The sequence below is a fragment of the Bacillus sp. YBsi01 genome, from assembly GCF_038406745.1.
Taxonomy (GTDB): Bacteria; Bacillota; Bacilli; order Bacillales; family Bacillaceae; genus Bacillus; species Bacillus siamensis.
On record NZ_CP151679.1, the window covers coordinates 1733559 to 1757012 of the forward strand.

Below are 23454 nucleotides of genomic sequence, written 5' to 3' on the forward strand. Positions count from 1 at the left end.
TAGCATAGAAAAATATCATGCCTGAAATGGCTGAAAATGTGTTTTCCTCATAAAAACACCCGGCAAAACCGTAAAATGGCTTGCCGGGTGTTCCAGGGGCTGTCAGATCAGCCGCTTTCTCATTTCTGAAATAAAGTATAGAGAACCGGTAATGATGATGACATCATCCGCTCCGTCTTTTTGTTCTATCCACTCTTTCACACTGTCCGGGTTCTCATCAAAGCTCTTATCCGCAAGACCGCTTGCATTGTAAAGGTCTTCGGCGCTTGCGGCACGCGGAAAGTCAAATGACGCAAAATGAATGGAATCTGCTTCGGTTTCAAGCTTTTTAATCATTTCCTGATACGGTTTGTCTTTTAATGCGCTGAATACGACATGGACGCTTTTATCGGCAAATCGCTGCCTGATCGTTTCTGTCAGCGTATCAACGCCTTCTTCATTATGGGCGCCGTCCGCAAACACTAAAGGGCGGCTTTGAAGCTGTTCAAACCGGCCCGGCCATGAAGCTTTTTTCAGACCGTTTCGCAATGCTTCTTCAGAAATGGCAGTGATTTTCAGGCGATTCAGCCATTCAGCGGCCAATATCGCCAAGGCCGCATTCTGCCTTTGATGAATGCCGATCAGCGACGTTTGAACGTCCTCATAACATTTCGTTTCCGTTTCCAGCGAAAAGCTTTCGCCGGACGGAAGCGCCGCACCATTAAACAGTCTGCATGTTTTATATAGCGACTGGCACGGAGCCTGCTTTTCTTCGGCCTCCGCTTCAATAACGCCGAGTGCTTCCGGCTGATTGACACCTGTAATGACCGGAGTGGCATTTTTAATAATACCGGCTTTCTGCCCGGCGATCTCCTCGATGGTATTGCCTAAAATCGCCATATGGTCATGTCCGATGCTTGTAATGACCGACAAAAGCGGTTTCACAATATTGGTTGAATCGAATGTGCCGCCGAGCCCCGCTTCAAAAATAACAAAATCGATATCATCCCGCTTAGCAAAATATAAAAATGCACACGCTGTAATGATTTCAAATTCTGTCACCGTTCCGGTATCGGTTTTATCAATCTCATCGACTATCGGTTTGATTTCATTAACGAGCGCTCTCCATTCCTCATCAGAAATCGGCGTGCCGTTTACGCTGATACGCTCATTGAACGTAATGATGTAGGGAGATGTGAATGTGCCGACCGTATAACCGGCTTCTTGAAGCACGGAACGGATAAAAGAGACGGTGGAGCCTTTGCCGTTTGTGCCCGCGACATGAATGGCGCGGATGTTCTTTTCCGGATGTTCCAATTTTTCCATCAGCCTTTCCATACGGAGAAGGCCCGGCTTAACGCCGAACTTAAGTCTGCCGTGAATCCAGCTGATCGCTTCTTTGTACGTATTAAACAATGAAATCCCCTCTTTTATACAACAAGGCGGTTTCTTAGGAAACCGCCCCGCTGTTTTATCAGCCTTTCAGCTCTGCGATCCGCTGCCGGACAGCTTCGCGTTTTGCCGTGTAGTCTTTCTCTTTTGCTCGTTCTTCTTCAATGACTTGCTCAGGAGCTTTTTTGATGAATCCTTCGTTGCCGAGTTTTTTCTGAACGCGTTCGACTTCTTTTGTCAGCTTGTCGAATTCTTTTTGCAGACGGGCGATTTCCTCATCGATGTTAATCAGCCCTTCAAGCGGCAGAATCACTTCCGCTCCGGTGACGACCGCTGTCATCGCTTTGTCTGCCGCGGTGATATCCGTCCCGATTTTCAGCGTGCTCGGATTCGTGAAACGCTCAACGTAAGAACGGTTCTTCTCAAGGCGTCCGGCAATATCTTCCGTAGATGTTTTAATGTAAAGTTCAACCTGCTTGCTCATCGGCGTGTTAACTTCGCTTCGGATATTGCGGACAGAACGGATTAATTCAACAAGCAGTTTCATATCCGCCGCTGCCTCTTTGTCCGTATGTTCCGGAACCGGAACAGGCCAAGAGCTGATCGTGATTGACTCGCCTTCATGAGGAAGGTGCTGCCAGATTTCCTCTGTTAAGAACGGCATAAACGGGTGCAGAAGACGCATCGTCTGGTCAAGCACGTAAGCAAGAACAGAGCGGGTTGTTTTCTTCGCCGCTTCATCTTCCCCGTACAGCGGAAGCTTCGCCATTTCGATATACCAGTCGCACACATCGTCCCAGATAAAGTTGTACAGATGGCGTCCGACTTCACCGAATTCATAACGATCCGCAAGCTGGGTAACGTCTTCAATCGTTTCATTCAGTCTTGTAAGAATCCACTTATCAGCAACTGATTTTTCACCGGACAGATCAAGTTCGTCATACGTCATGCCGTCCATGTTCATTAAAGCAAAACGGGAAGCGTTCCAAATTTTATTTGCGAAATTCCATGTGGATTCCACTTTTTCATAGCTGAAACGGAGATCCTGTCCAGGTGAGCTTCCGGTTGCCAGGAAGTAGCGCAGTGAATCCGCTCCGTACTTGTCGATGACATCCATCGGATCAACGCCGTTCCCAAGGGATTTACTCATTTTTCTGCCCTGCTCGTCACGGATTAAGCCGTGGATCAGCACGTCTTTGAACGGGCGCTCACCTGTAAACTCAAGACCTTGGAAAATCATCCGGGATACCCAGAAGAAGATGATGTCATACCCTGTCACAAGCACATCGGTTGAGTAATAACGCTTAAAGTCTTCAGCATTTCCATCAGGCCAGCCCATTGTAGAAAACGGCCACAGCGCGGAGCTGAACCATGTATCAAGCACGTCTGAATCCTGTTCCCAATTTTCGCTGTCCTCAGGCGCTTCAAGGCCGACATACACTTCTTTTGTTTCTTTATGATACCAAGCCGGGATGCGGTGGCCCCACCAAAGCTGACGGGAAATACACCAATCACGGATGTTTTCCATCCAGTGCAGGTACGTTTTCTCGAAACGGTCAGGAACGAAGTGAACTTTCTCTTCTTTCGACTGAAGGTCAACCGCTGCATCGGCCAGCGGCTGCATTTTGACAAACCATTGTGTGGACAGGTACGGCTCAACAACGGCGCCGCTTCTCTCACTGTGTCCGACTGAATGCATATGGTCTTCGATTTTAAAGAGAACGCCTGTCTCCTGAAGGTCTTTGACGAGTTTTTTGCGGCATTCAAACCGGTCCATTCCGTTATATTGCAGCGCTTTTTCATTCATTGTTCCGTCTTCATTCATGACGAGAATCCGTTCTAAATTGTGGCGGTTTCCGAGTTCAAAGTCATTCGGGTCATGGGCAGGCGTGATTTTAACGGCTCCTGATCCGAATTCCATGTCAACGTAATCATCGCCGACGATCGGAATTTCGCGGTTTGTAATCGGCAGAATCACCGTTTTGCCGATTAAGTGCTTGTAGCGCTCATCTTCAGGATGAACCGCGACAGCCGTGTCGCCAAGCATCGTTTCCGGACGGGTGGTCGCGATTTCAATTGAACCTGAACCGTCTGCTAACGGATAGCGCAAATGATAAAACGCGCCCTGTACGTCTTTGTAAATCACTTCAATATCGGACAAAGCCGTTTTTGTGGCAGGGTCCCAGTTGATGATATATTCGCCTCTGTAAATCAAACCTTTTTCGTACAATTTGACGAATACTTCACGCACGGCTTTGTTCAGCCCTTCATCAAGAGTGAAACGTTCGCGCGAATAATCGAGCCCGAGCCCCATTTTGGCCCATTGGCTGCGGATGAAATCAGCGTACTCTTCCTTCCACTTCCACGTTTCTTCAAGAAACTTTTCGCGGCCAAGGTCATAGCGGCTTGTACCCTGTTCGCGGAGTTTCGCTTCGACTTTTGCCTGAGTGGCAATCCCGGCGTGATCCATCCCCGGAAGCCAGAGCACGTCATAGCCCTGCATGCGTTTCATACGCGTAACAATATCTTGCAGCGTCGTATCCCATGCATGACCGAGGTGCAGCCTGCCCGTCACGTTCGGCGGCGGAATGACGACAGAATACGGCTGTTTCGTTTGATCGCCGCCCGCTTCAAAATATTTTCCTTTCAGCCAAAAATCATAGCGGCCTTTTTCAATCGCAGACGGATCATATTTTGTCGGCATTGTTTGTTCGTTTGTATCCATGATAACCCTCCAGCATGTTTAGAAATGGCTGAGCAACTAAAAAAGAGCCTTCATCCTGATAAAGGACGAAAAGCTCTTTCGCGGTACCACCTTTTTTCATGAACAGATTTGTTCATGCACTTAAAACGGATAACGGGTGCGGCCCGAATTTCTCTACTGTATGTTCAAGAAATTATGCTCCCGGGCGACCTTCCAATGAGACGGCATAAGAAGCCTTTCAGCACAGTAGCTTCTCTCTCTTCATGCGTCTTTCTTGTACTCTTCCCGTTCAAAGCAGGTGTATTTATATCAGCTCATGATCTTATTTATTATGTTCTTTATTATAGTAAAAGTGTTTTTGTTTCGTCAATCATCTTTTCCAAAAACCGCTGCCGTCATACATAAATGGGCATGCACCCCGCCCTTTCCCTCACATACGATACAAAGAAAGGCGAATGTAAGGAGGAATTGCCGTGAGAAAAAAATTCAATTCTTATTCGCTCCCCCCGTGGGCCAGACAGGTCCGCCTTGTATCCGCGCAAGTCATTGTACCGATTACGATCTTTCAGGGGATCAGGACGATTTTCTTTCCGACGACTTTTGACGTCCTGCTGCTTGCCATCCTGCTTTTTTTAGCATGCGCCCTGCATTTGGAATGGATATAAAAAAACGAGTCCCGCTATGAAGAGGACTCGTTTTCCGCCTTTCTTTTTTTCTCCTGCTCAATCTGATACACCTTCATGAGAAAAGGTTCAACATTTTTCATCTGCCAAAACGCTCTTAATAACTGCGTGCACTCTTCTTTCTCAGAACCCCTTTGGGCGGTTTGATACCGTTTCAGCACTTTGTACATGCCGCTCGGATAAGCCATATAGCTGAGGAACAGGCTGATTTCCGCTTCACGGAGGGGGAATGATTTGTGATACGTATAAAACCATTCAAGGCACTCCGGACACGCTTTCGGATAGCTTCTGAACATTCTGGAGTAAAAGCCGAGCAGATCATTTTGCGGAGGTCCGAGCCCGGCTTTCTCGAAATTTGTAAAAAAGCCCGTTCCCACATCATTATATAGAAAATGGCGGCTCGATAAGCTGCCGTGATTGATCACCGCTCTCGTTTTGTCATGATCCTTTGCCGCGTCAAACCATTCCTCCAGACGTTCAAGAGCAAAATTAACGGCTGAAACCGTTTCTGTAAGATACGTAACAGCCTGCAATTCAAAAGGAGAAAGGTACCACTCTTTTTCCGCCCGGTCGGCAAATTGTTCATAGACGAGCTTATCATTTTCCCAATCTCTTTTCGTCAGTTCATAAAAGCCGCTGATGTCTTCAGTCCGGATTTGGATGTCCCGCACGGTCGCGGAATGGAGCTTCGCCACCTCTTTAAAAAGGTAAACATGTTTTTGATCCCGTTCTTCTTCCTGATCGTACTGAAGCCAGGGCATTAAATAATAAGACGCCTCCGTCCGGCTTCCCGCAAAAAAATCGCCTGCATGCGTGCGGTAAATCGGAACAAATGAACGGTAGCCTTTCTCCTCAATCTCAATCATATAGTCCGTAAATTCACTGCTGCGGGCCGGCTTGAGCTGTTTCAAAGCAAAAATGCCGTGGTTTGAGTAGACTTTCCATACATGCGGGCTGACAGGCTCAATATATTCGGCCGCCAGCCCGTATTCCTGAAGCACTGATTGGACTGCTTCCATTCCATTCACCACATTTTTACGGCCTCTTTGTGCTTACGCATGGCTGTTATTATATTCAGGTATATACAGAAGCTGACCTTCTTCCAGCTCGTCATCAAACGATAAAGCATTCGTTCTGATGAGCTGCTGGGATGTGATGTCATATCGTTCACACACCCGGTCGATTGTATCTTGCTGCTGTACGATGCAGATTTTCATTCTTGAAAACTTTTCTTCTTCTCTGGTAAATAATTTCGTCAAATAATGAGAGTTGTCATTTTCCTTCTGCTCCGTTTTCGGTGCCGCTTCTTGATTCTCTCTTGCTTTAAGCGGCTCAGATGCCGCCGGTTCCTCAGGAGGCAGTTTGGAAAACTGAAAGGACAAATCAAGAGGCTCCCCGGTTTCCTCCTCCGGCTGCGCCATCTTCCTCACCTCAACTTCAAATCCTTCATCAGCCTGAGCTTCTTCCTCAAGAAACTTAGGTGCGCTGTAAAATTCCTCTTCCCGCGGTTCCGGAACGAACTCGCGATAAGCAGGCGCCTGCTCTTCTCCAAAAACCGCAGTCTCATCTTCGGCTTCTTCCGCCTCCTCTTGATCACTCTGACGGAGAAGCGGTTCGGCCTCAGGCTGCTCTTCTTTTTGAAGGACGGGCAGTTCCTCAATCTCTGCTTTATCGGCATGCGGTGTGAGAGTAAAAGCAGGGGAAAACGGTTCAACATCATTTGCTGTTTCTTCAAGCATTTCCGCTGAATCATCCTCAGATACAGGTTCACTCCTCTCAGCCGCCATGATTGCAGGCTCCTCAAGCTCCTCAGCCTCTTCCGGCTCTTCTTCCTCCAGGATGGCAGCGGGAGGGGGAGGCTCAGTATATGAGACAGGTTCCGGCGCCTCTTCCAGCCTCAGAACAGGGGCAGGTTCTTCAGTTTCCTCAGCCTCCTCTTCTTCCTCCTGCCTGAGTATAGGCGGAGTCTCTTCCTCATTCTCCCCGGCTTCTTGTGCCGCTTCTTCTGATAGAGCCAGGGGTTCTTCAGCTTCAGGCAGAGGTTCTTCATGCCTATGGCGTATCACTAATTCAGGTTCGTTTTCTTCCTCAGAGCGATGGTCAGCCAGATTGATCATTTCTTCTCTGGCAAATTCAGGCGCCACATACAGAGGGATCTCCGGCTCTTCTGGCTCGGATTCCTCAAGCAGCCCTTCAATTGCCAAATCAGCCTGAATGGTTAAAATCCTTGAATCCGTTAACTGATAATCAAAGGCATCAATAAAAACGAAAACGTCATTGAGGTGGCTCACTTTATTTTTCGGAATCGTGATGTCCACCGGGAAGCAATGAAGGAGCTCAGCTGTGCCATCCTCCCTCGCCCTCACTTCCTCTACATGTCTCAGCTCTCTTCCAAGCTCTTCGAATTGACTGCTGTGATCTATGTTGTACTCGCCAGTAAGTTCTAATGATCCTTTAATTGAGACATAATCATTTACTTCCTGCACCCTGATATCAGGGTCTAATGAAATCGAAAGTAATTCAGAAACTTCCTGTCCTTTTTGGAAACAGATTGATTCTTCAACAGAAAATTGCAACCGGTGATTATGCGGCAAGTTCATATCCTCCTTTCATCTAATCCTTACAATTAGATGTCACTAAAGGTGTATGCCGCAATATGGATAAATATGATAAAGGAGGCATTGAAAAAAGCCGATACAAGACTTGCTTGCATCGGCTTTTCGGTATCAGCGGCTGATCGCCTGGAACACTTTCTCAGCGGCTTGAATGGTTTTTTCGATATCCTCCATTGTATGCGCAGTGGAGAGAAACAATCCTTCAAATTGAGACGGCGGCAGAAATACGCCTGCGTCAGCCATCCCTTTATAATATTTGGCGAACAGCTTTAAATCAGATGATTTGGCTGTTTCATAGTTAATGACAGGCTCGTTTGTGAAAAAGAATCCGATCATTGAACCCGCACGGTTAAACGTGTGCGGAATCCCATGTGCTTCAGCGGCTTTTGAAATGCCTTCTTCAAGCATATCGCCTTTTTTCACAAATTCTTGATAAGATTCAGGTGTGAGCTGCTGTAACGTCTCAAGTCCCGCTGTCATGGCAAGCGGATTCCCTGACAAGGTTCCCGCCTGGTAGATCGGACCGCTCGGAGCGATTCTTTCCATGATTTCGGCTTTGCCGCCATACGCACCGACAGGAAGACCGCCGCCGATGACTTTGCCGAGACAAGTTAAATCAGGCGTCACGCCGAAATATCCTTGCGCACAGTTATAGTCCACGCGAAAACCGGTCATAACCTCATCAAAAATGAGCAGCGCGCCATATTGTTCCGTAATGTCACGAAGCCCTTGTAAAAACCCTTCCTGCGGCGGAACAACGCCCATATTGCCGGCTACCGGCTCAACAATGACTCCGGCGATATCTTCACCGTACTCCCGGAATGCGAGTGCAACGCTTTCCAAGTCGTTGTACGGAACGGTAATCGTATTCATCGCAATCCCTTCAGGTACACCCGGGCTGTCCGGAAGACCGAGTGTCGCCACTCCCGATCCCGCTTTGATCAGCAGTGAATCACCGTGGCCGTGGTAACAGCCTTCGAATTTTAAAATTTTGTTGCGGCCGGTATATCCTCTTGCCAGACGAAGGGCGCTCATTGTCGCCTCTGTGCCGGAGCTGACCATCCGCACGATTTCAACAGACGGCACACGGTCAATGACCAATTTGGCCAGTTCGTTTTCCACTTCAGTGGATGCCCCGAAACTTGTCCCGTTTTCTGCTACTTTTTTCAGGCTTTCAACGACGCGGTCATTGGTGTGGCCCAAAATGAGCGGTCCCCAGCTCAGCACATAGTCAATATATTCATTGCCGTCAATATCAAAAATTTTCGATCCTTTGCCGCGCTGCATAAAAATCGGATCCATATCAACTGATTTAAACGCGCGCACCGGACTGTTCACTCCGCCCGGCATCAGTTTCTGCGCTTCTTTAAAAGCGGCTTTTGATTTTTCATAGCTTCTCATCTGCCTCAGCTCCCGTCAAATGAAATCGTTACTCAGCAAGCCATTTTGCTGCGTCTTTTGCATGATACGTCATAATCAGATCAGCGCCTGCACGTTTCATGCTCGTTAAAATTTCAAGCACCATTTCTTTTTCTTTAATCCAGCCGTTCTGGGCTGCAGCTTTCACCATGGAATACTCCCCGCTCACATTATAAGCGACCAGCGGCAGGTGATGGCGGTTTTTCACATCACGCATAATATCTAAGTATGACATAGACGGTTTGACGATTAAAAAGTCAGCGCCTTCTGCGGCGTCTGATTCTGCCTCACGAAGCGCTTCCAGGCGGTTGGCCGGATCCATCTGATAAGTTTTTCGGTCGCCGAACTGCGGCGTGCTGTCAGCCGCATCGCGGAACGGGCCGTAAAATTCACTTGAATATTTCACTGCATAAGACATGATCGGAATATTTGTGAACCCTTCTTTGTCAAGCGCTTCTCTGATCACTGTGACGAAACCGTCCATCATATTTGAAGGAGCGATGATGTCAGCGCCTGCTTTGGCTTGGCTGACGGCTGTCTGAGCCAGCAGTTCAAGCGACTCGTCATTGAGGATTTCTCCGTCTTTGACGACACCGCAATGGCCGTGGTCCGTGTATTCGCAGAGGCATGTATCAGCGATGACGATCATTTCAGGATAATGCTTTTTAATTTCAGCAATCCCTTTTTGCACAATGCCGTGATCGTGAAAAGCCTGTGTTCCGCAGGCATCTTTTTCTTCAGGCACGCCGAAAACGATGACCGATTTAATGCCGAGTGATATCAGCTCAGCCATCTCATCCTTCAATAAATCAAGGGATACATGGTAAACCCCCGGCATGGAAGAAACTTCTTTTTTTCCTTCAAGCCCTTCAACGACAAATAGAGGGTAAATAAAATCTGAAGGGTGAAGACGTGTTTCTCTTACTAAATCTCTCATCGCAGCGTTCGCGCGCAAACGGCGGTGTCTGTTAAATGTTTGATTCATCATTATCTATCCTTTCCCGACATGCTGCACATGACGTCAAGCATGCCTTCAATCGTATAAGTGTCAGGCACATGGGATGAGATCCCGTATTCCAATAGGGCTTTCTCTGTCAAAGGGCCGATGCTGATATAGCTCGCACCGCTGTTTCCCCACGCTTTTTCTCCGTTTCCGACCGCATGCATAAACGTATGCACCGCCGATGAACTGGTAAATGTAATAAAATCAAAATGAGAGCGGGATGCAGCCTGTCTCAGCTCGTCCATGCCTTGTTCATCCTGAATGGTATTGTACAATACCCATTCCCTTATTTGATAGCCAAGCGGCTCAAGCTCCGCTTTTATGACATCGCGTGATAAATTGCCCTTTATCACTGAAATGGGTTCGGCAGCTGATGCGTGCCGTTTTAATGTATCAGCCAGACATTCGGCCACATACTCGTCAGGCATCGCATCCGTCCCGGCTCCCCGCTCTTTCAAGGCGCGCGCAGTCTTTTCACCGACGGCTGCGATTTTTTTCCGTCCGGAAAGCGCAAGACCGTGCCGATCAAGGTAGGAAAAAAAGAACCGGACGCCGTTTACGCTTGTAAACACAAGCCATCCCGGCTCAGAAAGGTCTTCCCGGAGACTGTCCGCGCATTCATCCGGGAGCGCTTCCTGAAAAGCGATCAGCGAAGCGGAAACAGCCGTTCCGCCGAGCGCCTCCACTTTTTTTCGAAACGGAGCGGCCTGTCTTTTGTTCCGGGTGACAAGCACGGTCTTTCCTTGTAAAGGAAGGTCATTTGCCATCCTGATCGAGCTCCTGTTTCACGCTGTCGATTAAGGCTTTGGCTCCTTTTTCAGACATCATCGCCGCACAGCGTTTCCCGATTTCTTCCGGATCATGTCCCGCCGCTGTTTCTTTATAAATCGTCTTTCCGTCCGGAGACGCAACCAGACCGACCAGCTCAACTTCATCCCTGTCATTGACGGACGCATACCCGGCAATCGGCACCTGGCAGCCGCCTTCCATCGCGTGTAAGAAAGCCCGTTCGGCTGCCACCGTGCGCTGCGTATACTCATCGGTGAATTGCGCAAACAGCTTCAAAAGCTCCTCATCCGACTCTCTGCATTCAATGGCAAGAGCGCCTTGGCCGACCGCAGGCAGACAGCGGTCCGGTTCGAGGAATTCAGATACGACATCATCTTTCCAGCCCATTCTTGAAAGACCCGCAGCAGCTAAAATAATCGCATCGTAATCCTCCGTCTCAAGCTTTTGAAGTCTCGTATCTATGTTTCCTCTGATCCACTTAATAGTAAGATCAGGACGCTCAGCAAGAATCTGGGCGCTTCTTCTTAAACTGCTGGTGCCGATAATGCCGCCTTCTTTTATGTCCTCCAGCTTTTGATGCCCCTTCGAAATCAGCGCATCACGCGGATCCTCACGTTTCGGTATGCAGCCGATGACAAGACCATCAGGCAAAACAGCGGGCATGTCTTTCATGCTGTGGACCGCCATATCAATCTCCTGATGCAGCAGCGCCTGTTCAATCTCTTTGACAAACAAACCTTTGCCGCCCACTTTTGAGAGCGTGACATCGAGGATGCGGTCGCCTTTTGTGACAATCTCCCGGATTTCAAAGTTATAGGAAGGATTCAATTCCTTCAGTTTGTTAATCACCCATTTTGTCTGGGTCATAGCCAGCTTGCTCCGTCTGGAACCTACCTTAATCGTTCTCATTTTCTTTCCTCCCGAATCTGTTTGGGCGCGTGACGTTAACTGAACCAATGGAATTGCGACAGGCTTCCGAGCAGGAAGTAATTAATCATCAGCACGAGAAAACATGCTGAATTCCATAACGCCGCCACTTTTCCCTGCAGTTCCTTAATCATTCTGATATATAAATAGTAGCTGTATAAAAGCAGCACAATAAACGAGCCGAGCACTTTTGAATCAAACCAGTACAGCGTTTCCAGAGACACATACGCCCAGATCACGCCTAATATCAGGCTTAACAGCAGCATCGGGACCCCGATGACATTTAAAACGTAAGCCATATAATCAAGTTTTGACAAATCTTCAATTCTCAACAGCCATTTTCCCCATTTTTTCTTCTTTAATAAAGAATATTGAAACTGATAAAGAAGCGAAAAGACAAAAGAAAGGGAAAATGCGCCGTATGAGAGAATCGCCATTGTAATATGAATGACCAAAAGCTCTGAGACCAGCTGGCCGGAAAAGGCGGCCGAATGCTGATCCGTCGGTGAAAATGTATGGATCGCAATCATCGAGAAACCGATGACATTCGTGAAAAACACGATAAAATCAACCCGCAGGATCTGCGTGACAACAAGTGAGAGCGTAACAAGCACCCACGCATAAAAGTAAAGGGCCTCTGTAATATTTAAGACCGGAAATCTGCCCGTCTGCCACATAAAATAAGAAAGATAGACGGTTTGCAGAGTCCAGACAATAGAAAGCAACCAGAAGGCCATTTTCCCAGCCTTCCGGTTGTGTTGAAGAAAATCTATAAAGTAAAAAAGGACGCTTATTGCGTAAATCACAATTGTCGCTTCATTAAGCCTTGCCATTGCTGTATCAATCATACAGCGCTCACTCACTTACAAGCGGACGCAAGCCCGTTTTTGTTTCTGCCTTTTGAAGCGAATGAACCGTCTGGCGGTTATCCAGGCTTTTGTCCAGCTGACGGCCGGCTTCATCCTCAATATCGAAAATCTGCATAAACAGCTTCAGCTTTTCCTCAGAATCCGCTTCAGCCGCAAGCTCTTTCGCTTTCAGAATCGGATCGCGCAGCATTTGGTTAATGATGCTCTTCGTATGTTTGCTGAGAAGCTTTTTCTCTCTTACCGTCAGATGAGGCAGCTTGCGCTCAATGCTCTGCATCGTATCGGACTGGATAGACAGCGCCTTTTCACGAAGCGCCGAAATGACCGGCACAACGCCGAGCGTATTAAGCCACTGCTTAAACTCAACAATTGCCGCTTCAATGAACAGCTCGACTTTTTCAGCGGTTTCACGGCGTTCTTGTAAGTTGGCTTCAACGATTCCTTCAAGGTCGTCAATATCGTACAGAAAAACACCTTCAAGATCGTTCAGCGCAGGATCAAGGTCTCTCGGAACAGCGATATCCACCATAAATAACGGGCGGCCCTTCCGCTGTCTGCCCGCTCTCTCCATCATATCTTTAGACACGACAAAATCACTTGCGCCTGTCGAGCTGATTAAAATATCAGCTTCAGCAAGTGCATGTTCAAGCTGGTTTAAGCTGCGCGCTTCTCCGGAAAAACGGTCAGCAAGTTCTTTTGCCTTTAAAAACGTTCTGTTGATGACCGTTACTTTTCCTATGCCCTGGCCGTGCAGGTTTTCTGCGGCAAGCTCGCCCATTTTTCCCGCACCGAGAATCAAAATGTGCTTATTTGACAGAGAGCCGAAGATTTTTTTGGCGAGTTCAACGGCTGCGTAACTGACGGATACGGCATTGGCGCCGATATCGGTTTCAGCATGCGTGCGTTTACCGACGGTCACCGCCTGTTTAAACAGCTCATTGAAAATGGTGCCGATTGTCTTTTCTGTCTGCGCTGTTTTAAAGCTCGAACGGACCTGGCCGAGGATTTGCGTTTCTCCGATGACCATGGAATCCAAACCGCACGCCACTCGGAACAAATGCTCAATCGCCGCGTCGCTCTCATAAAATTTCAGAAACGGAGACAGCTCTTCTTTCGGCAGAGAAAACCATTCGGATAAAAATGTTTTTATATAATAACGGCCGGTATGAAGCTGGTCGACCACCGCATATATTTCAGTGCGGTTGCAGGTTGACACGATAATGTTTTCAAGAACGCTTTTTTCTTCTTTTAAACGGAGCATCGCTTCTGCAAGCTCATCCGGCTGAAAACTTATTTTTTCGCGTATTTCAATAGGGGCGGATTTATAATCTACTCCCACAACAAGAATATGCATAGCCTTTCATGCACCCCCGTACATCGCATTTTATTTATAATCATTCTAACATAGAATTCATTATTTATAATGATTATAACATAGTTTCTTCGTGAAAATGTGAACAGATTTCAAACATGTTATGCTATAGTATAAAAAGCTTCGTTTCCTCTGTAATCATCATACTAAAAATCCTTTACTGCGGGTAGGTGACAGGATGAAAAAAACATCAATTTTATTACCGGGACTTCTGCTTGCCGCTTCATTATTCGCTTGGCTTCAGAGCGGACAGGTTCACCTGTTTGCAAATCAGGGAGAATGGCCGGTGCTCCTTATGCTTTTAGGCGCCGTACTCTTGTATCAAGGCAAAAAGGAAGCGGCGGGATCTCACGTCCTAATCGGCATGCTTTTGTTCGGTATAGGTTTGCATTTTTTCGCCAAACCTGAACTCTCATGGTGGCCGGGAGATTTTGAAATGCTGCTCTTTGTATTCGGGTTCTCCTTATTTGCGGCTGCCAGAAAAGAATATGTATACGAAGCGGCTGCCATGATTGGTTTTTCCCTCTTTTTATACTTCTTTAAACAAATTACGGCGTGGCTGGAGTCCGTCCACATTCCGACCGAACATTTCAAAACATACTGGCCGTATGTTTTCATCGGAATCAGCCTTTTATTATTGTTTATTAAGCGGAACAAAACTATACGATAAAACCCAAAACGCACTGCGTTTTGGGTTTTTCATTACCGGCTGATCATTTTTTTAATGGCTCCCCATGCCTCATCTTTTCCTTTTTTTGTTTCAGAGGAAAATAAAATCAGCTCATCTTCAGGGTCCATATCAAGCGTCTGCTTGACAACCTTTAAGTGCTTGTCCCATTTTCCTTTTGGAATTTTATCCGCTTTTGTCGCAATGACGATGACGGGAATGCCGTAATACTTCAGGAATTCATACATGTTCACGTCTTCAGCAGACGGCGCGTGCCTGAGGTCGACAATCTGCACGCAGGCTTTCAGCTCTTCACGGGTCGTCATATAAGTTTCAATCATTCTCCCCCATGCTTCCCGCTCGCTTTTGGAAACTTTCGCAAACCCGTACCCGGGAACGTCGACAAAATGCAATTCATCATTGATGATGTAAAAGTTTAAGGTCTGTGTTTTCCCCGGTTTTGATGACGTTCTGGCCAGGTTTTTCCGATTGATTAATGAATTGATAAAAGATGACTTTCCTACATTTGATCTTCCCGCCAGCGCGATTTCCGGAAGCCCCCCAACAGGGTACTGCTCAGGTTTGACCGCGCTGATCACGATTTCTGACTTTGTGACTTTCATTTCTTCTCTCCTACTAAGGCATGTTCCAAAACGTCATCGAGATGAGACACAAATATAAATTTCAGTCCTTCTCTGACGCTTTCAGGAATATCCTCTATATCTTTTTCGTTATCTTTAGGCGCAATAATCGTGGTCAGGCCCGCTCTGTGCGCGCCGAGCGCCTTTTCTTTCAGTCCGCCGATCGGAAGCACGCGGCCCCGCAGCGTGATTTCCCCGGTCATACCGACTTCGCGTTTTACCGCACGGTCCGTTAATGCCGATACGAGCGCAGTAGCCATCGTAATTCCCGCAGAAGGGCCGTCTTTCGGCACCGCTCCTTCAGGGACATGGATATGAATGTCATACTTCTCATGGAATTTCGGGTCGATTCCGAGCTGCTCCGTTTTCGAGCGGACATAACTGAAAGCGGCCTGCGCGGATTCCCTCATGACATCTCCGAGCTTCCCGGTCAGAATCAGCTTTCCTTTTCCCGGTGACAGTGACACTTCGATTGAAAGCGTATCTCCGCCGACCGTCGTGTACGCGAGACCCGTGACAACTCCGACTTGATCCTCGGTTTCCGCCTGTCCGTATCTGAATATCCGTTTTCCGAGATAGTCGGCCAGATTTTTCTCTGTAACGGTAATGCGTTTTCTCTCTTCAGAAACAATGGCCTTTGCAGCCTTTCGGCAAATGGCCGCAATCTGGCGTTCAAGCGTTCTCACGCCGGCTTCCCTCGTATAGTAGCGGATAATGTCAGTAATGGCCTGATCCCGAATCTGCAGGCTGCTCTTTGTGAGCCCGTGCTCTTTAATCTGTTTCGGAAGCAGGTGATCCTTTACGATCTCCAGCTTTTCGTTCTCAGTATAACCTGACAGGCTGATAATCTCCATTCTGTCTCTGAGAGGGCCCGGTATGGAACCAAGGTTATTCGCAGTCGCGATAAAAAGCACTTTCGATAAATCGAACGTCTCTTCAATATAGTGGTCGCTGAATGTGCTGTTTTGTTCCGGATCCAGCACCTCAAGCATCGCCGAAGACGGATCGCCTCTGAAATCAGATGACATTTTATCAATCTCATCGAGGAGAAAGACCGGATTTTGTTTGCCGGCTTTTTTCATTCCCTGGATAATCCGGCCCGGCATCGCTCCGACGTATGTACGCCGGTGGCCGCGGATTTCAGATTCATCGCGCACTCCGCCCAGTGAAATTCTCACAAACCGGCGTCCCATGCTCGTACTGATTGATTTTGCAAGAGATGTTTTTCCGACTCCCGGCGGTCCGGCCAGACAAAGAATCGGCCCTTTCAGCGTTTTCGTCAGCTGTTTCACGGCCAGATACTCCAGAATCCGTTCTTTCACTTTCTCTAAACCGTGATGCTCTTTGTCTAAGATTTCCCCGGCTTTTTTAATATCCAGTTTATCTTCTGTTTCGTCCGACCACGGCAGGGCGATGAGCCAGTCAATATAATTGCGGATAACAGAGCTTTCCGCTGAGCTTGACGGCACTTTTTCGTAACGGCTCAATTCTTTAAGCGCCGTTTCTTTGACACGCTCAGGCATGCCCGCTTCTTCTATCTTTTCTGTGAGGGACTGAACTTCGCCGGTTTTACCTTCTTTGTCGCCAAGTTCCTTTTGAATGGCTTTCATCTGTTCACGCAAGTAGTATTCTTTTTGGGTGCGCTCCATCGAACGTTTGACGCGCTGACCGATTTTTTTCTCAATCTCCAGCACTTCTTTTTCATTATTAATCGAACGGATGACCTTATTCAGACGTTCTTTAATATCCGCCGTTTCTAAAATGTCCTGCTTGTCCTTTAATTTCAGCGGGAGATGAGAAGCGACGATGTCCGCCATTCTGCCGGGCTCTTCAATATCAGTCACAGCCGCATACGTTTCTGCGGAGATTTTTTTAGAAATTTTTATGTACTGGTCAAAATGGTCCAGCAGCGTCCGCATAAGCGCCTCATCTTCGACGTCTTTCGAATCGTCCTCATGCATCAGCTGTATATCGACCGAAGTATAATCTTCTAGTTCGGTGTATTCAAGGATTTGCGCCCGCTGAATACCTTCTACAAGCACTCTGATCGTACCGTTGGGCAGCTTCAGCATCTGTTTGATTTTTGTATAAGTGCCGACGGTGAAAATGTCGTCTTCACCCGGTTCGTCTATCGAAATATCCTGCTGAGTGGCTAAAAAAATCATATGATCATGCATCATTGCCTGTTCAAGAGCCTGAACCGACTTGTCCCGGCCTACATCTAAATGTAAAACCATCGTCGGGTATACCAATAAACCTCTTAAAGGGAGGAGCGGGATGCTGCGTTTTGTATCTTCTGCCATATGACTGACACCTCCGTGACTTTAGTATGAACCATTATAATACATCTTTTTCATCGTTGTACAATTCCGGGATCGGGCTTTCATCGGCTTACCGCCTGCCCAGTATATAAAACAGTCTCTTCGTAGTATACCCTTTCTTTCTGTTCTGAAAAAGGAAAAGATGTCCTCCATAAAAAAACCCCATTATAAAAATGGGGTTTATACGGATTCTTTATTCATTTGGATATCAAACGGTTTTTGTTCTGAAGGCGGATCAACCAATATGGCGTCAAGTACTTCCTGGAACGTTTTTACCGCCTTAATGGTGATTCCGTCTATTCGTTTCAGAATGGACTGCTGATTTTCGTAAGGAATAATGACGGTTTTAGCTCCAGCCTGTTTCGCGGCTTTAATTTTCGGAATGACGCCGCCGATCGGTTTGACAAGGCCCGTCAGGCTGATCTCTCCCGTCATCGCCACCGTATGGTCGATAGGGATGCGGTGAATCGCGGAAAAAATCCCCGCGGCCATCGCGATACCCGCTGACGGTCCGTCAATCGGGCCTCCGCCCGGAAAATTGACATGAATGTCATAGTCCGAAGGTTTGATGCCCATTGTGCGAAGAACCGTCAGAACGTTTTCCACCGATCCCTTCGCCATGCTTTTGCGGCGGATCGACTTCGATTGGCTGCCGATGCTCTCTTCCTCTGCAATCCCAGTAATATTCAGGCTTCCTTTGTCCTGTGCAGGCGTGACATTCACTTCGATTTCCAGCAATGCGCCGCTGTTCGGCCCGTATACGGCAAGTCCGTTCACGATGCCGACTTGCGGTTCATCGGCGATTTTCTGCTCATTTTTAGGTGTGAGCTGACTGGAATGAACAACCCATTCTATATCTTCTGTCGTAATTTCTTTTCTGTCTTCGGTTACCGCCATGCCGGCAGCAATCTGGATCATATTGACGGCTTCACGGCCGTTTCTCGTATATGCGGTCAGTACATCGAGAGCCTCATCAGAAATCTCTTTCTGAATTTTGTCGGCCGCTTTTTTCGCTACGGTTTTAAGCTCATCCTTTTCCAGCTCACGGAAAAACACTTCAAGGCAGCGCGAACGGATGGCGGGGGGAATTTCAGTCGGCATTCTCGTCGTCGCTCCGATCAAGCGGAAATCCGCGGGAAGCCCATTTTGAAAAATATCATGAATATGATTCGGGATTTGCGTATTTTCCTCACTGTAATACGCACTGTCTAAAAAGACTTTCCGATCTTCAAGCACCTTCAGCATTTTATTCATCTGAATCGGGTGAAGCTCACCGATTTCATCAATAAATAGGACGCCGCCGTGCGCATGAGTCACAGCCCCCTGCTTCGGCTGCGGAATGCCCGCCTGACCCATCGCTCCCGCTCCCTGATAAATCGGATCATGCACCGAACCGATAAGCGGATCGGCAATACCCCGTTCATCAAATCGCGCGGTCGTCGCATCAAGCTCAACAAAAACGGCCTGATTTTGAAATGGTGACTGTTTATGCTTTTTCGCTTCTTCCAATACCAGACGCGCCGCAGCCGTTTTGCCGACTCCGGGAGGCCCGTAAATAATTACGTGCTGCGGATTCGGACCGCAAAGCGCAGCTTTTAACGCTTTAATCCCATCCTCCTGGCCGACAATATCCTGAAAGCTTTTCGGCCGCACCTTTTCTGATAAAGGTTCTGATAAACTGATGGCGCGCATTTTGCGAAGCTGTTCCATTTCTTTTTTTGATTCTTTATCTATCGTCACTTTTTGTGTACGCTGGTTTTTGAGCAGATTCCAAAAATATAATCCGATGACTATCCCGAAAAACAGCTGTACAAATAATGCGATCCCTGTCCAACTCATGCTGGTCCCTCCTGAAAACGATTTATGTATCCAATTCATTCCTCTGTCCGCTAGTATCTCCCAGCAAAGCCCGGAATAAACATTTTCAGAAGGGTCAGGACAAGAAAAAAAACCTCCTGATCAATTCGAGTCAGGAGGTTTTGTCATGTTATGCTGATGTTTTATCTTGGCCGACAACTGTGCCGTCTTTTAATACAAGACGAGGCGCTTCACCGTCTGCGACTGTCGATCCGGTAATGACACATTTTTCAATATCATCACGGGACGGCAGATCAAACATAACGTCAAGCATGATGCCTTCAATGATAGAACGCAGGCCGCGTGCGCCTGTTTTACGCTCGATCGCTTTTTTCGCAATTTCAGATAATGCCTCGCCTTCAAATTCAAGCTCGACATCATCAAGTTCTAACATTTTCTTGTATTGTTTGACGAGTGCGTTTTTAGGTTTAGTCAGAATTTCAACCAGTGCCGTTTCGTCAAGCTGCTCAAGGCTTGCAATGACAGGAAGACGGCCGATGAATTCAGGAATCAGACCGAAACGAAGCAAGTCTTCCGGAAGAACTTTAGAAAGCAGTTCTTCTTTTTCCAGGTCTGCCGCTTTATTATCTGAGCCGAAACCGATGACTTTTTGCCCGAGACGGCGTTTGATGATTTGTTCAATGCCGTCAAATGCACCGCCGCAAATGAACAGAATGTTCGTCGTATCGATCTGAATGAATTCCTGATGAGGATGTTTGCGTCCTCCTTGAGGCGGCACGCTTGCAACCGTTCCTTCAAGAATTTTCAGCAGCGCCTGCTGAACGCCTTCGCCTGATACGTCGCGTGTAATGGACGGGTTTTCAGATTTTCGCGCTACTTTATCGATTTCATCAATGTAAATAATGCCTTTTTCTGCTTTTTCCACATCATAGTCTGCAGCCTGAATCAGCTTGAGGAGGATGTTTTCTACGTCCTCACCGACATATCCGGCTTCAGTCAGAGATGTAGCGTCCGCGATCGCAAACGGAACGTTCAGAATACGCGCAAGCGTCTGGGCGAGGAGTGTTTTCCCGCTTCCAGTCGGCCCGATTAATGAAATATTACTTTTAGAAAGCTCGACATCATCCACTTTACTGTTGGAGTTGATGCGTTTGTAATGGTTGTATACCGCAACCGCAAGTGATTTCTTCGCCTGATCCTGTCCGATGACATATTCATTCAGAATCTCACGGATTTCCTGCGGCTTCGGAACGTCTTTAAATTCGACTTCTTCTTCTGTACCAAGCTCTTCCTCTACGATTTCTGTACAGAGCTCGATGCATTCGTCGCATATATATACACCCGGTCCTGCAACCAGCTTACGAACCTGATCTTGCGTTTTTCCGCAGAACGAGCATTTTAATTGTCCTTTTTCCTCGTTGAATTTAAACATTCTTTCACCCCTTAATCTTGTCTCACTTTTTCTTTTACCTGAAGGGCAAAAGAAAACGGTTCTTGCTACGATCGAGTATGTATTGCATTTTACCATACTTTCCAGTAAGACGGTAACAATGTGTTTCGCGCTTGCACATTCTATATGTATGACAAAAAACAGCCCGGCAATGACTATCTTGCCCCAAGAAAAAGAGTTATATCATAATTGTACAAAACAAGGCACGAAATAATCGCGCCCTGTTTCATTATGTCTATTATTATGAACCATATTAACGGTTTTCTACAAGAAAATCAATTGCTTTTCGAACTTTTAAATCTTCTTTCATCGCGTCAGTTGAACCGATTGCCTGCTTGATGTTTTCAACCGGCATGTTGTAAGCTTCAGCCATTTTAGTGAGCTCAGCTTCAACTTCTTCGTCAGTCACTTCAAGGTTTTCAGCTTGAGCGATCGCTTCAAGAGTCAGGTTTGATTTTACGCGTTTTGCGGCATCTTCTTTCATTTGCTCTTTTAACGCGTTTTCATCTTGACCTGAGAATTGAGTGTAAAGCTCAAGGTTCATGCCTTGCATTTGCAGACGCTGTTCGAATTCTTTCAGCATGCGGTCAAGCTCAGTGTCGATCATCGCTTGAGGAACATCAGCTTCAGCGTTTTCAGATGCTTTCAGCACAAGCTCTTCACGCAATTTAGCGTCAGCTTCATTTTCTTTCGCTTCTTCAAGGCGTTTTTTTGTTTTCTCAGTTAATTCAGCAAGCGTTTCAACTTCTTCGTCAATGTCTTTTGCGAATTCGTCGTTAAGCTCAGGAAGCTCTTTCGCTTTGATTTCATGAATTTTCACTTTGAAGACAGCTGGTTTGCCTGCAAGATCTTCAGCGTGGTACTCTTCAGGGAATGTTACTTCAACATCCTTTTCAGCTCCTGCTTCAAGACCAGTCAGCTGCTCTTCGAAGCCCGGGATGAATGAACCTGATCCTACTTCAAGTGAGTAGTTCTCAGCTTTTCCGCCTTCAAATGCTTCTCCGTCAACGAAACCTTCGAAGTCAAGAACGACTGTATCGCCGTTTTCAACAGCGCCTTCTTCTTTTACGACAAGCTCAGCCTGACGCTCCTGAAGCGCTTTAAGTTCGTTTTGTACGTCTTCATCAGTAACGGCAGTGTCATCTTTTTCGATTCCTAAGCCTTTGTAGTCGCCAAGTTTCACTTCCGGTTTTACAGTCACTTTTGCAGTGAAAATTAAGCTTTCGCCTTTTTCGATTTTTTCAACATCGATTTCAGGACGGTCTACAGGCTCAATGCCGGCTTCTTCAACCGCTTTAGGGTATTCTACAGGAAGTAAAATATCTAAAGCATCCTGGTAAAGAGCTTCAACGCCGAAACGCTGTTCGAATAAACCGCGCGGAACTTTCCCTTTGCGGAATCCAGGAATAGAAACCTGTTTTACTACTTTTTTAAATGCATCATCAAGAGCTGTTTTGAACGTTTCCGCATCAACTTCAACCGTTAATACGCCTTCGTTGCCTTCTTGTTTTTCCCATTTTACAGACATGTATTTCCCTCCAAAAATCTATTCAGGTTGTGTCGGTCTTCCATTCTAAAGCAATCCGCGGCTTTGTCAAAGAAAAAACCGCTTTGAATCAGAATCATTATGTAATGAACTGGCAGCCTGTCCAACCGTAATTCTCATTTCAGTTAAACCGCTATACATAAATACAACCACTATATTATAACATAACGCCTATCGCTTTCAACTATATGGCGTGATTTACAAATAAGAAATTTCTTCAATATCCTTAATCATCGTGCAGGCTTCTTCGAGTTCGCGGCTGTCAAACTCGTACATCATATGAAGTTCCTCCGGCTCAATGTCAATGCCGTGCATCTCGTAACCGACCTTATGAAGCGCTGCAGCCCATAAATCAGCGTTCAAAAGCTTCGGCATAAAAGGGTGCAGGACGTACAGATGCCTTCTCCACAGTTCCTCAACGGCGGCGTATAATGTAGGGTTTTCATTGCCCAGCGTTTCATCAAGCACCCGGAGAACGCGGTGCAAAATCGGCGCCGCATCAGGCTGAATTGTTTCACTCGGTATCGCGGTCATTGAATCGCCGAATTTTGTAATATGGACCGGCTTGCTGTAATCGTGCTCCGCCATCAGTGTCAAAATCATCGTCTTGATAAGCGGATGTGCGCCCGGATCTTGCAGAATCGTTTTTAAAAGACCCGTGTGTTTCGCAATATTGCGGTCTTTGAGAGAATGGATCAGGTTCATTTGTTCAGCGGGGCTGTTCAGCACTTTTTCCGCATCAAGAACGTCTTCATATTCCTCCTCCCACACCTCGTCCTGCTGATCGGGATCGGTCATTTTGCGGCTGAATTCGAGCAGCCGGTAGAATTGCTCCGCACTTTCTGCGGGGAGCTGGTTTTCTTCCAGCACAGCTTCAATTGTGCTTTTGACTTCTTCATATTGTTTCAGCTGAATCAAAATGGTCATGTACACCTGCAGCACGGTAAAATAATGGCCGTACCCTTCGTTCAGCATTTTCTCGCAAACTTGTTTTGCTTCTTCCAATTCCCCGAGCTCCAGAAAACAAATCGCCATGCCTAAATGTACGTCGGACTCGGTATCACCGTGGCTTACCGCCTCTGAAAACAGTTCGAGGGCCTCCTGATACTGTTTATCCTTCATGGCGGCCATCCCTTTATCAACCAAGCGTTCTTTCAGACGGGGGAAAGGAATGATATCAGCTTTTTTCTTGTCATGCGTCATACTCTATTTCCTTTCAGGCGCTTATTTTGTTCAAGTGTATCAACACGCGTCATGAA

The 23454-nt window shown here is 47.0% G+C and carries 18 protein-coding genes and 1 other annotated feature; of the genes, 2 read left to right on the plus strand and 16 right to left on the minus strand.

From position 1 onward, the window contains the following. Positions 1 to 102: 102 nt before the first annotated feature. Positions 103 to 1395 carry a folylpolyglutamate synthase/dihydrofolate synthase family protein gene (locus AADZ70_RS08640; RefSeq protein WP_342007991.1) on the minus strand — a complete coding sequence of 431 codons (1293 nt, stop codon included), beginning with the start codon at positions 1393 to 1395 and terminating at the stop codon, positions 103 to 105. A gap of 58 nt (positions 1396 to 1453) precedes the next feature. After that, positions 1454 to 4096 carry a valine--tRNA ligase gene (locus AADZ70_RS08645; RefSeq protein ID WP_016938775.1) on the minus strand — a complete coding sequence of 881 codons (2643 nt, stop codon included), beginning with the start codon at positions 4094 to 4096 and terminating at the stop codon, positions 1454 to 1456. A gap of 58 nt (positions 4097 to 4154) precedes the next feature. Beyond that, positions 4155 to 4377 (minus strand) — a binding site (T-box leader). 171 nt (positions 4378 to 4548) lie between these two features. On the opposite strand from AADZ70_RS08645, the gene AADZ70_RS08650 reads away from it, so the two are divergent. Continuing rightward, entirely contained in the window at positions 4549 to 4740 is a 192-nt protein-coding gene (locus tag AADZ70_RS08650) for a hypothetical protein (protein WP_016938774.1), read from the plus strand. 14 nt (positions 4741 to 4754) lie between these two features. On the opposite strand, the gene ysxE is transcribed toward AADZ70_RS08650, so the two are convergent. The 8 genes from ysxE to hemA form a co-directional block, all read right to left on the minus strand. Continuing rightward, on the minus strand, positions 4755 to 5777 hold the full coding sequence (gene ysxE / locus AADZ70_RS08655) for a spore coat protein YsxE (RefSeq protein ID WP_029575361.1): 1023 nt from the start codon (positions 5775 to 5777) through the stop codon (positions 4755 to 4757). 33 nt (positions 5778 to 5810) lie between these two features. After that, positions 5811 to 7352 (minus strand): LysM peptidoglycan-binding domain-containing protein, encoded by a 1542-nt coding sequence (locus tag AADZ70_RS08660; protein ID WP_342007992.1) that lies wholly within the window; start codon positions 7350 to 7352, stop codon positions 5811 to 5813. A 132-nt stretch (positions 7353 to 7484) separates the two neighbouring features. Next, positions 7485 to 8774, minus strand: a complete 1290-nt coding sequence (hemL, locus tag AADZ70_RS08665) for a glutamate-1-semialdehyde 2,1-aminomutase (RefSeq protein WP_016938771.1) — start codon at positions 8772 to 8774, stop codon at positions 7485 to 7487. Between the two features lie 28 nt (positions 8775 to 8802). Further along, complete coding sequence (gene hemB / locus AADZ70_RS08670; RefSeq protein ID WP_029575360.1) at positions 8803 to 9777, minus strand: porphobilinogen synthase; 975 nt, start codon at positions 9775 to 9777, stop codon at positions 8803 to 8805. A gap of 2 nt (positions 9778 to 9779) precedes the next feature. Further along, positions 9780 to 10562 carry a uroporphyrinogen-III synthase gene (locus AADZ70_RS08675; protein ID WP_064777688.1) on the minus strand — a complete coding sequence of 261 codons (783 nt, stop codon included), beginning with the start codon at positions 10560 to 10562 and terminating at the stop codon, positions 9780 to 9782. Further along, positions 10552 to 11493: a hydroxymethylbilane synthase gene (gene hemC / locus AADZ70_RS08680; RefSeq protein WP_064777687.1), complete on the minus strand. Its 942-nt coding sequence runs from the start codon at positions 11491 to 11493 to the stop codon at positions 10552 to 10554. Before hemC ends, AADZ70_RS08675 begins: the two co-directional genes overlap by 11 nt. A 35-nt stretch (positions 11494 to 11528) precedes the next feature. After that, a complete protein-coding gene (locus AADZ70_RS08685) occupies positions 11529 to 12359 on the minus strand; it encodes a cytochrome c biogenesis protein (RefSeq protein ID WP_060964634.1) in 831 nt (276 codons plus the stop codon). A 7-nt stretch (positions 12360 to 12366) separates the two neighbouring features. After that, positions 12367 to 13734, minus strand: coding sequence for a glutamyl-tRNA reductase (hemA, locus tag AADZ70_RS08690; RefSeq protein WP_060964633.1), 1368 nt, complete (start codon positions 13732 to 13734; stop codon positions 12367 to 12369). Positions 13735 to 13930: 196 nt separating this feature from the next. On the opposite strand from hemA, the gene AADZ70_RS08695 reads away from it, so the two are divergent. Then, positions 13931 to 14422, plus strand: a complete 492-nt coding sequence (locus AADZ70_RS08695) for a hypothetical protein (protein WP_326351272.1) — start codon at positions 13931 to 13933, stop codon at positions 14420 to 14422. A gap of 32 nt (positions 14423 to 14454) precedes the next feature. Here AADZ70_RS08695 and yihA read toward each other — a convergent pair whose 3' ends face one another. The 6 genes from yihA to ddcA all read right to left on the minus strand — a co-directional run bounded on the left by yihA (position 14455) and on the right by ddcA (position 23398). After that, positions 14455 to 15042 (minus strand): ribosome biogenesis GTP-binding protein YihA/YsxC, encoded by a 588-nt coding sequence (gene yihA, locus AADZ70_RS08700; protein WP_016938764.1) that lies wholly within the window; start codon positions 15040 to 15042, stop codon positions 14455 to 14457. Beyond that, positions 15039 to 17363 (minus strand): endopeptidase La, encoded by a 2325-nt coding sequence (gene lon, locus AADZ70_RS08705; protein WP_016938763.1) that lies wholly within the window; start codon positions 17361 to 17363, stop codon positions 15039 to 15041. The genes yihA and lon overlap by 4 nt, the downstream gene beginning before the upstream one ends. A gap of 198 nt (positions 17364 to 17561) precedes the next feature. Next, entirely contained in the window at positions 17562 to 19220 is a 1659-nt protein-coding gene (gene lonB, locus AADZ70_RS08710; RefSeq protein ID WP_047475531.1) for an ATP-dependent protease LonB, read from the minus strand. Between the two features lie 148 nt (positions 19221 to 19368). Then, the gene (gene clpX / locus AADZ70_RS08715; protein ID WP_016938761.1) at positions 19369 to 20631 is read right to left on the minus strand and encodes an ATP-dependent protease ATP-binding subunit ClpX; all 1263 of its coding nucleotides are present in this window, start codon (positions 20629 to 20631) and stop codon (positions 19369 to 19371) included. 271 nt (positions 20632 to 20902) lie between these two features. After that, a complete protein-coding gene (tig, locus tag AADZ70_RS08720; RefSeq protein ID WP_016938760.1) occupies positions 20903 to 22177 on the minus strand; it encodes a trigger factor in 1275 nt (424 codons plus the stop codon). A gap of 216 nt (positions 22178 to 22393) precedes the next feature. Further along, positions 22394 to 23398 (minus strand): DNA damage checkpoint antagonist DdcA, encoded by a 1005-nt coding sequence (gene ddcA / locus AADZ70_RS08725; RefSeq protein ID WP_016938759.1) that lies wholly within the window; start codon positions 23396 to 23398, stop codon positions 22394 to 22396. Between the last annotated feature and the right edge of the window lie 56 nt (positions 23399 to 23454).